Raw genomic sequence first — 13,446 nt, forward strand, 5'->3', positions numbered from 1 at the left:
GACATCAATTAAAACAAAAGGCCCAGTCGAAAGACTGGGCCTTTTGTTTATATAACATCACGAAAAGAAGGGCCCATTCGTTAGAATGGGCCCTTCTTGCATCTATGCTTACACGTATATAACTATAATTACCGCTATTTAAATGATGTGAACCTACACCTCGGCAATTTTCAATGCTTAGCCATGACGAGCACAAATCAATACTTTTAACTCTTATGTACTTATTATTCAGTATTCTAACTGGGGCTCTAACGGGCTGAGTGGGACGTTTTGATAAGTATTAACGAGCGGTTGGTGATGTTGCAGAATATAAAACAGCATTTGCTAATGCATTATATTAGTTGGTTATTTTTAAGAGGTTGGAAATAACAACGGTGGATCGGAAAAGGTAATCACTCCGCGCTTATGCTGTTTATCTGAGAGCGGATAAGCGCGGAGGAGGAACGGTAAAACCTTATTTGGTCAGGGCGACAATACCTAATGTCAGACCAGCCAGTGCCGCTGCACCGCCAGCGATCGCGCCTGCTGTTTCCCAGTTGTCCTGTGTTGTACCCTTCATACAGGTATTGGTGTGAACCAAACGACCCTGATCATCGTAAACGGGTACGCAAGGTGAGTCGTGAGCACAGCCAGCCAGCAATGTGGCCAGAAGGGTTACCAGAATGAATTTTTTCATGATATAGCCTCTAAAGAGTCCGTTTCAATACGGCAGAAAGATACCGTATTACGGAATGGCTTATTTTATCATCTTCACTATAGCGCCCTGATAGGGGAAATAATCTCAATTTATGTGTTACGTAAATATCATGGAGAACAAGTATTGAAATCGTCGAAATTGTGAAGAAATAATGTAGGAGAAAATAATGAATACCGGATTCATTCAGAGGATTTAAGGGGGAAAGCTGTAACGCCTTGAGACGTTATAGATAATGACGTTCACGGGATCAAAAAAGGCGCCCTGAGGCGCCTTTGCAGAGAATTAATGGAGATTACTCCGTATGTTTGCCAAATCGGCGCCGGACGACGACGAAGAAAACCGGGACAAAGAAGATTGCTAGCAGCGTTGCCGTTAGCATCCCTCCCATCACGCCGGTACCCACCGCATTTTGTGCTCCGCTGCCTGCGCCATGGCTGATCACCAACGGCATTACGCCGAGGATGAAGGCCAGAGAAGTCATCAGGATCGGACGTAAGCGCATACGTGATGCCTCGAGCGTAGCTTCAATGATCCCTTTCCCCTCTTTATCCATCAGATCCTTAGCAAATTCGACGATCAAGATGGCGTTTTTGGCGGCAAGACCGATAGTTGTAAGTAGGCCAACCTGGAAGTAGACATCATTATTCATACCACGCAGTGAGGCCGCGATCAGTGCGCCGACGACGCCTAACGGCACGACTAGCATGACGGAGAACGGTATTGACCAGCTCTCATAAAGTGCCGCCAGGCACAGGAAGACGACGATCAATGAAATTGCATAGAGTGCAGGAGCCTGGTTGCCGGACAACCGTTCCTGATAAGACATACCCGTCCAATCAAACCCGATACCCGCAGGCAGCTTAGCAGCTAGCTGTTCCATGAGCGTCATAGCCTCACCGGTACTTTTACCGGGAGCTGCTTCACCCAGAATCTCCATTGATGGCAGACCGTTGAAGCGCTCCAGGCGCGGAGAGCCATAAACCCAGCGTGATGTTACAAAGGCAGAGAACGGAACCATCTTCCCGTTGCCGCTGCGTATGAACATATTATTGACGTCGCTTGGCAGCATACGAAACTTCGCGTCAGCCTGCAGATAGACTTTCTTCACGCGGCCATGGTCGATAAAGTCGTTAACGTAATACCCGCCTAATGACGCTGAGATTGTTTCGTTGATATCCGACAGCGAAATGCCCAACGCCTGCGCTTTCTCCTGGTCAACATCAAGCTTGAACTGAGCTGTATCTTCTAGCCCGTTTGGACGGACACGGACAAGCTGATCAGGGTGTTGCTGCACCATGCCTAATAGTTGATTACGTGCCTGAGTCAGGGCCGTGTGGCCAAGGCCGCCTTGATCGATAAGCTCGAAGTCAAAACCCGTTGCGGTACCCAGCTCAATAATTGCAGGCATGTTGAATGGGAATACCATCGCATCTTTAATGCGGCTGAACGCTATCGTGGCACGCTTAATGACTGACTCAGCGTTGTTCTCATCGCCACGACGTTCATCCCAGGGTTTTAAACTGACAAACGCCATACCGGAGTTCTGCCCCTGACCGCCGAAGCTGAAGCCGTTAACGGTAAATACGTTCTCGACATTGGCTTTTTCATCATTCAAATAATAGTGCGTTACGGTATCCAATACTTTCTGCGTGCGCTCTTGCGTTGCTCCCGCAGGGAGCTGGATCATGGTCATGAATACACCCTGATCTTCCTCCGGCAGGAAAGAAGTTGGCAAGCGTACAAACAGTACAGCCATCCCGACCACAATCAGCAGATAAACAATCAGATAACGGCCCGTGCAGCGGAGAATGCCACTTACGCTATTGGTGTAGTGGTTTACGCTGCGTTCGAACTTCGCGTTAAACCAGCCAAAGAAACCTTTCTTCTCATGATGATCGGCGGACGCCGGCTTAAGCAGCGTAGCGCATAATGCGGGTGTCAAAATTAAGGCGACCAGAACGGACAGCGCCATCGCCGATACAATGGTAATAGAGAACTGGCGATAGATAGCGCCAGTTGACCCACCGAAGAAAGCCATTGGTACAAAGACTGCAGATAGCACCATCGCAATGCCGACCAGCGCTCCCTGTATCTGGGTCATGGACTTATCCGTTGCTTCAACCGGGGATAGCTTCTCCTCAGCCATTACGCGTTCGACGTTCTCGACCACCACTATCGCATCATCAACAAGCAAGCCAATGGCAAGCACCATCCCAAACATGGTCAATGTGTTAATTGAGTAGCCAAAGATTGCCAGTACTGCGAAGGTCCCCAGCAGTACAACCGGCACCGCAATGGTCGGAATGAGCGTTGCGCGGATGTTTTGCAGGAACAAATACATCACAAGGAAGACGAGAATGATAGCTTCAAATAGCGTTTTAACAACTTCATGAATAGAGAGGGTGACAAAGGGGGTGGTGTCATATGGATAGACCACCTTCATCCCCTGAGGGAAATAGGGCTGTAGTTCTGCCAGTTTGGCCTTAATGTCGTTCGCAGTATTTAATGCGTTGGCCCCTGTCGCTAACTTGATCCCAAGGCCTGATGCAGGTTTACCATTAATTCGTGCAACCACGTTGAAGTTTTCACCGCCAAGTTCAATATGCGCAACGTCACTTAAATGCACGACTGAGCCATCGGCATTGACGCGTAGAGTGACTTTGCCGAATTCTTCAGGATCTTTCAGGCGGGTCTGCGCAATAATGGACGCGTTAAGCTGCTGCCCTTTTACTGCAGGCGTTCCACCCAACTGGCCGGCCGCAATTTGGTCGTTCTGTACCTTCAGTTGGTTGATAACGTCTACCGGCGTCAAATTGTATTTATTCAGCAAATTGTTATCGAGCCAGATACGCATCGCGTACTGAGCACCGAATAACTGCACATCGCCGACGCCGTTTAGACGGCTGATAGGATCCTTCACGTTAGAGGCGATGTAGTCGGAGATATCGTCTTGTACCGTACTCGGGTTATCGGAAATAAAACCGGCGACCAACAGGAAGCTGCTGCTTGATTTCTCGACGCTAATCCCTTGTTGCTGAACTTCCTGTGGCAGCAGCGGCGTCGCCAGCTGCAACTTATTCTGAACCTGAACCTGAGCAATATCGGGGTCGGTACCGGATTCAAAGGTTAACGTAATGGTCACTGAACCCGCGGAGTCGCTGGTTGAGGACATGTACATCAGGTTATCAATACCGTTCATGTTCTGTTCGATAACCTGAGTGACGGTGTCCTGCACTGTCTGCGCATCAGCTCCGGGGTAAGTAGCCGAGATGGCAACGGCTGGTGGGGCTATTGTGGGGTACTGAGCGATAGGTAATTGCAAAATAGCTAAGCCGCCGGCAATCATCATGATGATTGCCAGCACCCAAGCAAACACCGGTCGGTGGATAAAAAACGTAGACATGGGATCGGTACCTTATTGTGCCGCAGGGGCCGTAGTATCTTCTTCAGCTTTTACGGTGACACCCGGGCGTATTTTCTGCAGGCCACTGATGATCACTCTCTCGCCGGCTTTCAAACCGCTGGTAATAAGCCAATGGTCACCAATGGCTTGTGTTGCCACCACGCTGCGTGCCTCGACCTGATTTTTATCGTTAACCAACAGGACCGTTGCGTCTCCACGCGGCGTACGAGTCAGCCCCTGTTGCGGAACCAGCATGGCATTCGGGTTTACGCCTTCATCTACACGTGCGCGGACAAACATGCCCGGTAACAGTTCGTGCTGTGGATTGGGAAAAATAGCTCGTAGAGTAATTGACCCCGTGCTTTCATCGACGGTGACATCAGAGAACTGCAATGAACCTTTCAACGCGTAAGCCTGTCCATTTTCCATCAGCAGTTGAACGCTTTTAGCCTCGTTACCGTGTTGCAGGCTCTCTTGTTTGAGCCGCATGAAATCGCTGCTGGACTGGGTGACATCGACGTAAATCGGGTCGAGCTGCTGTACGGTCGCTAATGCATCGGACTGGCCGTTAGTGACCAGAGCGCCTTCCGTTACGCTGGACTTCCCAATACGGCCTGAAATTGGCGAGGTAACCTTGGTGTAGGCTAAATTAATCCGTGCATTCTCGACGGCAGCTTTGGCTGCCATAACGTCAGCATCGGCCTGGCGAGCCGTCGCGACGGCCTGGTCGTAATCCTGCTGACTGATGTATTGAGTACCCAACAAGGGAACGTAGCGTTTCACCGTCAAATGGGCGATTGCCGCGGCGGCCTGCGCTTTTGATTCATCGCCTTTTGCACTGCTATAGGCTGCCTGGTAGGTTGCAGGATCAATTTGATACAGCGATTGTCCAGCCAGAATATCGGCGCCTTCGGTGAAATTACGCTTAAGGATGATTCCACTGACCTGCGGTCGAACTTCGGCAATACGGAATGCGGTGGTGCGGCCCGGGAGCTCTGTGGTGATGGACAATGGCGCGTTGTTCACAACATGCACGGTCACTTGGGGCATTGGCGCGTGCGCTTGTTGATCTCCTGAATTATCACAACCGCTGAGCAGCGCGGTGGTGATAATTAAGCTAGATATAAATTTAACTCTGGCGTAACTCGTCATTGCAGTTCCCTTATAGACTGATAACCCATTTTGGCTAATAATCTGTGGAAGAAATAATGAATAAAAAAGCAGTTCGTCATCCTACAAATAAACAATGATGGATGTAAGTGTTAGTTATTTTAGTCTGGCCAGCAAAAGCACGAAAACACAAAATCATTGTGTCTAAATATTTAATTTTTGTGGGTGGGGGAGTTATATATTCATCGCTGTAATATATTTTTATAAATTCATTCGTTGTGTGTATTTATTGATTTTATGATGCGATAAAACTTTTTGCTAAATACTACGTGTAACTTGAGTGGTAAATTTAATCCAGTTTGACTATTCCAATCGCCGCATATTGATAGGGAAACGAAACCCTGTATGGCAAGAAGAACGAAAGAAGAGGCGTTCAGAACCCGGCAGATGCTGCTTAATGCTGCGATTGAGCAGTTTGCGCTACATGGCGTCAGTGGTACGACGTTGACTGATATTGCCGATGCGGCTGGTGTTACACGCGGCGCTGTTTATTGGCATTTCACCAGTAAAAATGAATTGTTTAATGCCATGTGGCAGGAACAGCTACCGCTGAGAGAATTGGTGCATCATAAACTGATACAGTTGGATGATACTAATCCATTAGAACATTTGAAAAATAAATTCATTATCGCTTTGCAATATATTGCCGAGACGCCAAAACAGCGTGCATTGATGCAAATCCTCTATCATAAATGTGAATTCAACAATGAAATGTTGTCAGAACCTGAAATCAGGAAAAAGATAGGTTTTAATTATGAGCTTATGCGGAGCACATTCCAGATGTGCGTGCGTAATGGTCTATTACCGGTTGATACAAATATCGAAATTATATTGATAATATTGCACAGCGCTTTTAGCGGGATTATCAAAAACTGGCTAATGGATCCGCAGCAATTCGACCTTTACCAACAGGCGCCATTGCTGGTCGATAACATTATGGCTACCTGCTATCGTCAGCGTCGCTGACCTGGCCGGATTTCGTGTTAGTGAATGACGGCGCCTGAAATTAATTCATTTAACCGCCCTCGCGCTGTCCTCCGCATGCGGTATCTGTCATCTTGTGTTCTACTGATCCTGCTTATAATGAGGTTTTTATGCATGATGACTTTCGCCAGATTGGGGATTTTCAGGTTGCCGCACTGAGTGATGGCAATATGGAAGCCAGCCTGGATCTACTATCGGGGATAGAAATAACGGATGCAGGGGAAATACAGCGCAGCGCTGGCGTTGTTGAACCTGGCAATCTCCACATTTATGGCTACCTGATTTGCGGGCGTGGGCGCACCATTCTGGTGGATTCAGGGACGGGTGGGGTAAATAACGTTGGCGGTCAACTGAAGTCCAATTTGCTCCGGAGAGGCGTTACGCCCGATCGCATCGATACGATACTGCTGACTCATGCTCACCCGGATCACATTGGTGGGCTACTGGATGATAACCATCAGGCGGTTTATCCCTGTGCTGATGTCTACCTACATCCCAATGAATTAGCCCACTGGCTCGATGATGAACGATTTGCACAGGCAAACGAGCGCGCACAGCGTAATTTTACCCGTGTACGCAAGACGCTGGATGTCTATGGCACACGAGTCCACGTTCTTAATGAACGGCCTATTGTGGAAGGTCTTTCCGCTGTACCATTACCAGGTCATACGCCGGGGCATACGGGCTATAGAATTGATGCGGATGATAGGAGCCTGCTTATCTGGGGAGACATTGTGCATTTCCCTTATATTCAGACGGCGCGGCCGGAGGCAACGGTGGCCTTTGATATCGATCCTGTACAGGCGCAGGCGTCACGCCAGAGGATTATGGCGCAGGTAGCGGAAGAGGGCGTGCTGGTGGCGGGAATGCACTTTGGCGGTTCGGGATTTGCTTTGGTGCTGCCGGCTGAGCGCGGGTATCAGCTGATCTATTCTGCGGTTTAAAAAGAGCAATAAAAAAGGCGCGTCCCCATGCCGAGTAGCGCCTTCTTAAACAGCAACTTAACTGATTAGTATCAGTTCATGCCATATTTTTTCAGTTTTTTACGCAGAGTACCGCGGTTGATACCCATCATCAGGGCGGCGCGGGTCTGGTTACCACGGGTGTATTGCATCACCATGTCCAACAGGGGCTGTTCTACTTCAGCCAGTACCAGCTCATACAGATCATTAACATCCTGACCATTCAGTTGAGCAAAATAGTTCTTCAGTGCCTGTTTAACCGAGTCACGCAGGGGTTTTTGAGTTACCTGGTCCTGAGAGTTAACGGTAGAAACGGTCAGTACGTCAGAATTTACGCGTTGTTCGAACATAGTTCTGTCAGCTCTTTATTTCTAATTACGCAAAATTTTCGAAGTATGCCTCCAACGCCGCCAGCTGTTCGCCGGCATCTTCAATGGCGTTGAATGTGCGCCGAAACTGGTCATTTGGAGCGTGTTCCTGGAGATACCAGGATACGTGTTTACGCGCAATTCGGTACCCTTTAGCCTGACCATAAAAGTCATGCAGTTCCCTAATATGCGTACAAAGCAAGCGCTTCACCTCTGCCAGAGGCAGTGGCGGGAGCAGCTCCCCAGTGTCCAGATAATGCTGGATTTCCCGAAAGATCCAGGGTCTTCCCTGAGCCGCACGTCCTATCATCAGGGCATCAGCCCCCGTATAGTCGAGTACAGCCCTGGCTTTAAGCGGGTCAGTAATGTCGCCATTCGCGATAATCGGAATGGAAACGTTCTGCTTAACTACCCGAATGCTGTCGTACTCAGCGTCTCCGTTAAACAAGCAGGCGCGGGTGCGTCCGTGAATAGTCAGAGCTTGAATGCCACAGTCTTCAGCCAGTTTGGCAATTTCTACACAGTTACGGTGTTCTGGAGCCCAGCCAGTGCGAATCTTGAGTGTGACAGGAACGTCCACCGCCTTAACAACCGCGTTCAGGATAGCGTTCACCTGATCCGGGTATTGCAGTAGGGCTGAGCCTGCAAGCTTGCGATTCACCTTTTTTGCCGGACAGCCCATATTGATATCAATAATCTGGGCACCGCTTTCCACATTAATGCGGGCGGCTCCGGCCATCTCTTCAGGATCGCTACCGGCGATTTGCACGGTACGAATACCTGGTTCATCAACGTGCACCATCCGTAGACGAGATTTGTCGCTCTCCCAAACCTGAGGGTTTGAGGACATCATCTCGGATACTGTTAAACCTGCTCCCATCTCGTAACACAGCGTCCTGAATGGTCTGTCAGTGATGCCAGCCATAGGTGCTGCAATCAGGCGATTTCTGAGCTGATATTGTCCGATGCGCATGAGTTAAGAAATGACCATACTGTGACTGCAAGGCGGCGTATATTACGCATTTTTCGCACGAGATGAAAGGCCAAACTTTGAGCAATCAGATGTTGTAGATCAATGAATCTCAGCGTTGGGAGTGAATTGTTAATAAATATCTATATTAATCATCACATTAAATGGAAGTGGATGATTTGTGCTCAATCATAAATTCGTAAAACTTCTCGCGATTTCTTACGTAAAGGGGATGACTCGACCGATAAAGAGATGATTTTATGAACGAAAACGGAGCAAGAAATGAGATCTGCTTCTCATTTATGGCGCTGATGGCCGATATAACAGGGGAAAATGCGGCCCGAAGGCCGCATCGAAAAACGATTATTTTTTGCGCCCGGTAATGCGGCACCACTCTTCTTTCTCCACCACAGGGTCGAGTTCAAAGAGATCGGCATAGGCTTCGCACACGCTTTCAGCCTGGCTTGCCAGGATACCAGAAAGTCCCAGCAGACCGCCTGTAACGGGCAGTACGCTGATTAATGGAGCCAGCTCGCGTAAAGGACCCGCCAGGATGTTAGCAACCACCACATCGGCTTTCATGGCGTCTGGTTGGTCTTGCGGCAGGTACAGTTCCAGACGCTCAGAAACGCCATTACGCTGGGCGTTGTCACGGCTGGCCTGAATCGCCTGAGGATCGATATCGATCCCGATGGCTTTGGCCGCACCCAACTTCAGCGCGGCGATCGCCAGGATCCCCGATCCGCAGCCAAAGTCGATAACCGTTTTACCCTCTAAATCCAGCCCATCTAACCATTGCAGACACAGAGAGGTTGTTGGGTGGGTACCGGTACCAAACGCCAGGCCCGGATCGAGCATGACGTTGACGGCGTTTTCATCCGGCACATCGCGCCAGCTCGGACAGATCCACAGCCGCTCACCGAAACGCATGGGGTGGAAATTGTCCATCCATTCGCGTTCCCAATCTTTATCTTCCAGTTGCTCGATTTTGTGCGCAAAGCCTACACCCAACAGCGGGTGCTGCTCGAGGAGGGCAACCACCTCTTTCATGTCGGTTTCTGCATCGAACAGGCCGATAACGTCGGTATCACCCCACAGGCGAGTTTCGCCCGGCAGTGGCTCAAATACCGGCGTGTCATGCGTATCCTGGAAGGTGATGGAGACCGAGCCGGCTTCCATCAGCGCATCGCTAAGGTCTTCGGCATTTGCGCCGGTAGTGTTCAGTTTTAGTTGGATCCACGGCATGGCAAAACTCTTTATTTATCAGTAGAAATTACGGCGTCCTGTGGGACGGGTTGACCGAAACGGTTCCCCACCACAAACGCCAGCAAACTTAGCAGTAATGAAGGCACAATCGGATGGAAGCCCAGATACTGAATTTTAAATGTGGCGAGCACGGCGTACAGTACGCCGCCGACGATCATCGCGCTCAGCGCGCCAGCTGCATTCGCCCGCTCCCAGTAGAGGCCCAGCACCAGCGGCCACAGGAACACCGCCTCCAGGCCGCCGAAGGCCAACAGATTCAGCCAGATAATCATTTCCGGCGGACGCCAGGCGGCCAGCATCATCAAAATACCCAGCACCAATGTGGTCCAGGTCGAAATGCGCTTCAGACGGTGTTCATTACGTATTTTAGCCGGACGCGCACTGAGCCACAGATCTTTCACGATAGTCGCAGAAGCTTGTAGCAAATGAGCATTAACGTTCGACATGATAGCGGCCATCGGCGCGGCAAGAAACAGGCCTGCCGCCCACGGCGGTAATACCTGTACCATCAGCGTAGGGATGACCAGATCCGGTACGGTCAGATGTGGCAGCACCGCGCGGCCCAGTGCGCCAGCAAGATGCATTCCCAGCATCAGCAGCGCCACCACGATAGTACCGATGATAATACCGCGATGCACCGCCTTGCTGTCTTTATACGAGATACAGCGTACCGCAGTATGCGGTAGGCCGATGACCCCGAAGCAGACCAGTACCCAGAATGAAGTCATAAAGGTTGGCGTCAGGATATCGTCAGCCCCTTGCGGAGACACCAGCTTCGGATCGATCTGTTCCAGCGTTTCGACCGCGTTATGCAGCCCCCCTGCCGCGTGAACCACACCGACCAGCAGCACGATGGTACCAATGAGCATAACCATGCCCTGCATCGTATCGTTGAGTACGCTGGCGCGGAAGCCGCCAAACGCGGTATACAGCGCAATGGTGATGCCGAAAATCAGCAAACCATTTTCGTATTTAATACCCGCCGCGGTTTCCAGCAGGCGGGCGCCGCCGATGAACTGCACCGCAATGGCACCGACAAAAGCAACCAACAGGCTGATGCTGGCAATCCATACTACCGCACGGTTTTGATAACGCGCTTGCAGCATGTCATTGAGGGTAATCGCATTATAGCGGCGAGCCAGAATCGCGAATTTCTTACCCAGAACGCCCAGCGATAGCCAAATAGTCGGCACCTGAATCATCGCTAGCAGCACCCAGCCAAGGCCGTATTTATAGGCGGCTCCTGGGCCGCCGATGAACGAGCTGGCGCTGATATAGGTGGTGGTCAGCGTCATGGCTAGCACCAGACCCCCCATAGAGCGACTGCCGAGGAAATACTCGCTGAGGAATGATCCGCTACTGCGCTTACGCATGGCGTACAGCGACAGACCGAACACGACCATCAGGTACAAAACCAATACGATGATAATTTCAGTTTGCATCGTTATCCTCCAGCGGGATATCACGGAAGATAAAGCGCACCATCGCCCAGCACAGCAGTATAAAAATCAGCGGCATCAGCAGGCAGGCCATCTCAAACCAGTGCGGCAGGCCGGTGAAACCCTGCATCGAATCTGGTAGGTAAGCACTTGCTAACCATGCAGCAAGATAGAAAAGGGTTAGCCACAGCGCCCAGCGCGCCTCTTTATGGGCCTGAACAAAACGCTTGTCCATTTTTTGTCCCTTGTGGATGAAGAAAGCGGGGATTGTACCGCAAGGAAAAGATGAGGGGAGAGAAAAAGAAAAAAGGCCGGAAATTCCGGCCTTTTGCTGCGATAACAGGATTATTTTTCCTGTAATCCGAGTTTTTTCTCCAGATAGTGGATGTTAGTTCCACCATGCTGGAAGTGCTCGTCGCTCATAATGCGCATCTGCAGATCTACGTTGGTTTTGATGCCATCGATGATCAGCTCCTGCAGCGCATTCTTCATGCGAGCAATCGCCACGTCGCGGGTCTCACCGTAGCAGATGAGTTTGCCGATCATTGAGTCATAGTACGGTGGCACGGTGTAGCCCGCGTAGATATGAGACTCCCAACGAACGCCAAAGCCGCCAGGCGCGTGGAAACGGGTAATTTTACCAGGGCTTGGCAGGAAGGTATTCGGGTCTTCGGCGTTGATACGGCATTCTACCGCGTGGCCACGAACCTGAACTTCTTCTTGCTTGATGGACAGCGGCTGACCGGCAGCAATACGCAGCTGCTCTTTGATCAGGTCAACGCCGGTGATCATCTCGGTAACCGGGTGTTCTACCTGGATACGGGTGTTCATTTCAATGAAGTAGAACTCGCCGTTTTCGAACAGGAACTCGAAAGTACCCGCACCGCGGTAGCCGATATCCACGCAGGCTTTCGCGCAGCGTTCGCCGATGTAGCGACGCAGTTCCGGGGTAATGCCCGGTGCTGGTGCTTCTTCGACAACTTTCTGGTGGCGGCGCTGCATAGAGCAGTCACGTTCAGCCAGATAAATAGCGTTACCCTGACCATCAGCCAGTACCTGGATCTCGACGTGGCGAGGATTTTCCAGGTATTTTTCCATGTACACCATGTCATTGTTGAAGGCTGCTTTAGCTTCAGCTTTGGTCATGGCAATGGACTGCGCCAGGTCGGTGTCGCTGCGCACAACGCGCATACCACGACCGCCGCCGCCGCCGGAGGCTTTGATAATCACCGGGTAGCCGATGCGTTTAGCATGAGCGCGGTTAGCGTCCATGTCGTCGCCCAGCGGGCCGTCAGAGCCTGGAACGGTCGGTACGCCGGCTTTTTTCATCGCGGTGATGGCGGACACTTTGTCACCCATCAGACGGATGGTGTCAGCTTTCGGGCCGATGAAGATAAAGCCAGAGCGTTCAACCTGCTCCGCAAAGTTGGCGTTCTCAGAGAGGAAGCCATAGCCTGGGTGAATTGCAACAGCACCGGTAATTTCAGCAGCGCTGATGATAGCCGGGATGTTCAGGTAGCTTTTCACGGATGGAGCCGGGCCAATACAAACCGTCTCATCCGCCAGTAATACGTGTTTTAAATCGCGATCCGCTGTGGAGTGCACGGCGACGGTCTTGATGCCCAGTTCTTTACAGGCACGAAGAATACGCAGTGCGATCTCGCCGCGGTTAGCGATGACAATTTTATCCAGCATCTTCGCCTCGTTACTCGATGACGACCAGAGGCTCGTCAAATTCAACCGGTTGACCGCTTTCTACCAGGATTGCTTTCACAGTCCCGGCTTTGTCAGCTTCGATCTGGTTCATCATTTTCATCGCTTCAACGATGCACAGGGTGTCGCCCACGTTAACTTTCTGGCCCACTTCCACGAATGCTTTAGCATCCGGGCCTGGTGTGCGATAGAAAGTACCAACCATTGGGGAACGTACGATGTGACCACTGATTTCAGCTTTAGCCGGAGCTTCAGCTGCAGCTGGTGCTGCTGCTGCCGCAACAGGTGCCTGCGGTTGCATAACAGGCGCTGCGTAGGCCTGCTGCATCACTGGATAGCCGGTGCTCGGTGCTGAGCGGCTGATACGTACAGACTCTTCGCCTTCAGAAATTTCCAGTTCGTTGATGCCAGACTCTTCGACCAGCTCGATCAGTTTTTTAATCTTACGAATATCCATGAGTGGGTTCCGTACTC

The 13,446-nt window shown here is 50.8% G+C and carries 12 protein-coding genes; 2 read left to right on the plus strand and 10 right to left on the minus strand.

Going from position 1 to position 13,446, the window contains the following annotated elements:
• Window positions 1-454 precede the first annotated feature (454 nt).
• The 3 genes from KCR01S_RS06980 to KCR01S_RS06990 form a co-directional block, all read right to left on the minus strand.
• Window positions 455-676 (minus strand): lipoprotein, encoded by a 222-nt coding sequence (locus KCR01S_RS06980; protein WP_035891258.1) that lies wholly within the window; start codon window positions 674-676, stop codon window positions 455-457.
• Between the two features lie 313 nt (window positions 677-989).
• Complete coding sequence (locus KCR01S_RS06985) at window positions 990-4,100, minus strand: efflux RND transporter permease subunit (protein ID WP_061281537.1); 3,111 nt, start codon at window positions 4,098-4,100, stop codon at window positions 990-992.
• Window positions 4,101-4,112: 12 nt separating this feature from the next.
• Window positions 4,113-5,252, minus strand: a complete 1,140-nt coding sequence (locus KCR01S_RS06990) for an efflux RND transporter periplasmic adaptor subunit (protein ID WP_061281540.1) — start codon at window positions 5,250-5,252, stop codon at window positions 4,113-4,115.
• A gap of 363 nt (window positions 5,253-5,615) precedes the next feature.
• Between KCR01S_RS06990 and envR the strand changes: the two genes are divergently transcribed.
• Together envR and KCR01S_RS07000 are read left to right on the plus strand one after the other, a co-directional pair.
• Window positions 5,616-6,236, plus strand: a complete 621-nt coding sequence (gene envR, locus KCR01S_RS06995) for an acrEF/envCD operon transcriptional regulator (protein WP_061281542.1) — start codon at window positions 5,616-5,618, stop codon at window positions 6,234-6,236.
• A 128-nt stretch (window positions 6,237-6,364) separates the two neighbouring features.
• Window positions 6,365-7,198: an MBL fold metallo-hydrolase gene (locus KCR01S_RS07000; protein WP_061281544.1), complete on the plus strand. Its 834-nt coding sequence runs from the start codon at window positions 6,365-6,367 to the stop codon at window positions 7,196-7,198.
• 71 nt (window positions 7,199-7,269) lie between these two features.
• On the opposite strand, the gene fis is transcribed toward KCR01S_RS07000, so the two are convergent.
• The 7 genes from fis to accB form a co-directional block, all read right to left on the minus strand.
• Window positions 7,270-7,566, minus strand: a complete 297-nt coding sequence (gene fis / locus KCR01S_RS07005; protein ID WP_000462905.1) for a DNA-binding transcriptional regulator Fis — start codon at window positions 7,564-7,566, stop codon at window positions 7,270-7,272.
• Window positions 7,567-7,591: 25 nt separating this feature from the next.
• The gene (dusB, locus tag KCR01S_RS07010; protein WP_061281546.1) at window positions 7,592-8,557 is read right to left on the minus strand and encodes a tRNA dihydrouridine synthase DusB; all 966 of its coding nucleotides are present in this window, start codon (window positions 8,555-8,557) and stop codon (window positions 7,592-7,594) included.
• 360 nt (window positions 8,558-8,917) lie between these two features.
• Window positions 8,918-9,799 (minus strand): 50S ribosomal protein L11 methyltransferase, encoded by an 882-nt coding sequence (prmA, locus tag KCR01S_RS07015; RefSeq protein ID WP_061281548.1) that lies wholly within the window; start codon window positions 9,797-9,799, stop codon window positions 8,918-8,920.
• An 11-nt stretch (window positions 9,800-9,810) separates the two neighbouring features.
• Window positions 9,811-11,262: a sodium/pantothenate symporter gene (gene panF / locus KCR01S_RS07020; protein ID WP_061281551.1), complete on the minus strand. Its 1,452-nt coding sequence runs from the start codon at window positions 11,260-11,262 to the stop codon at window positions 9,811-9,813.
• The gene (locus KCR01S_RS07025; protein WP_061281553.1) at window positions 11,252-11,494 is read right to left on the minus strand and encodes a YhdT family protein; all 243 of its coding nucleotides are present in this window, start codon (window positions 11,492-11,494) and stop codon (window positions 11,252-11,254) included. Before KCR01S_RS07025 ends, panF begins: the two co-directional genes overlap by 11 nt.
• A gap of 110 nt (window positions 11,495-11,604) precedes the next feature.
• Complete coding sequence (gene accC, locus KCR01S_RS07030; protein WP_061281555.1) at window positions 11,605-12,954, minus strand: acetyl-CoA carboxylase biotin carboxylase subunit; 1,350 nt, start codon at window positions 12,952-12,954, stop codon at window positions 11,605-11,607.
• A 10-nt stretch (window positions 12,955-12,964) separates the two neighbouring features.
• Window positions 12,965-13,429 (minus strand): acetyl-CoA carboxylase biotin carboxyl carrier protein, encoded by a 465-nt coding sequence (gene accB, locus KCR01S_RS07035; protein ID WP_061281556.1) that lies wholly within the window; start codon window positions 13,427-13,429, stop codon window positions 12,965-12,967.
• Between the last annotated feature and the right edge of the window lie 17 nt (window positions 13,430-13,446).

The organism is Kluyvera cryocrescens NBRC 102467 (assembly GCF_001571285.1).
Classification (GTDB): Bacteria; Pseudomonadota; Gammaproteobacteria; order Enterobacterales; family Enterobacteriaceae; genus Kluyvera; species Kluyvera cryocrescens.

Coding starts and splice junctions, on each gene's coding strand:
- KCR01S_RS06980 (WP_035891258.1), bottom strand. CDS start 676: ATGAAAAAATTCATTCTGGTAACCCTTCTGGCCACATTGCTGGCTGGC.
- KCR01S_RS06985 (WP_061281537.1), bottom strand. CDS start 4,100: ATGTCTACGTTTTTTATCCACCGACCGGTGTTTGCTTGGGTGCTGGCA.
- KCR01S_RS06990 (WP_061281540.1), bottom strand. CDS start 5,252: ATGACGAGTTACGCCAGAGTTAAATTTATATCTAGCTTAATTATCACC.
- envR (WP_061281542.1), top strand. CDS start 5,616: ATGGCAAGAAGAACGAAAGAAGAGGCGTTCAGAACCCGGCAGATGCTG.
- KCR01S_RS07000 (WP_061281544.1), top strand. CDS start 6,365: ATGCATGATGACTTTCGCCAGATTGGGGATTTTCAGGTTGCCGCACTG.
- fis (WP_000462905.1), bottom strand. CDS start 7,566: ATGTTCGAACAACGCGTAAATTCTGACGTACTGACCGTTTCTACCGTT.
- dusB (WP_061281546.1), bottom strand. CDS start 8,557: ATGCGCATCGGACAATATCAGCTCAGAAATCGCCTGATTGCAGCACCT.
- prmA (WP_061281548.1), bottom strand. CDS start 9,799: ATGCCGTGGATCCAACTAAAACTGAACACTACCGGCGCAAATGCCGAA.
- panF (WP_061281551.1), bottom strand. CDS start 11,262: ATGCAAACTGAAATTATCATCGTATTGGTTTTGTACCTGATGGTCGTG.
- KCR01S_RS07025 (WP_061281553.1), bottom strand. CDS start 11,494: ATGGACAAGCGTTTTGTTCAGGCCCATAAAGAGGCGCGCTGGGCGCTG.
- accC (WP_061281555.1), bottom strand. CDS start 12,954: ATGCTGGATAAAATTGTCATCGCTAACCGCGGCGAGATCGCACTGCGT.
- accB (WP_061281556.1), bottom strand. CDS start 13,429: ATGGATATTCGTAAGATTAAAAAACTGATCGAGCTGGTCGAAGAGTCT.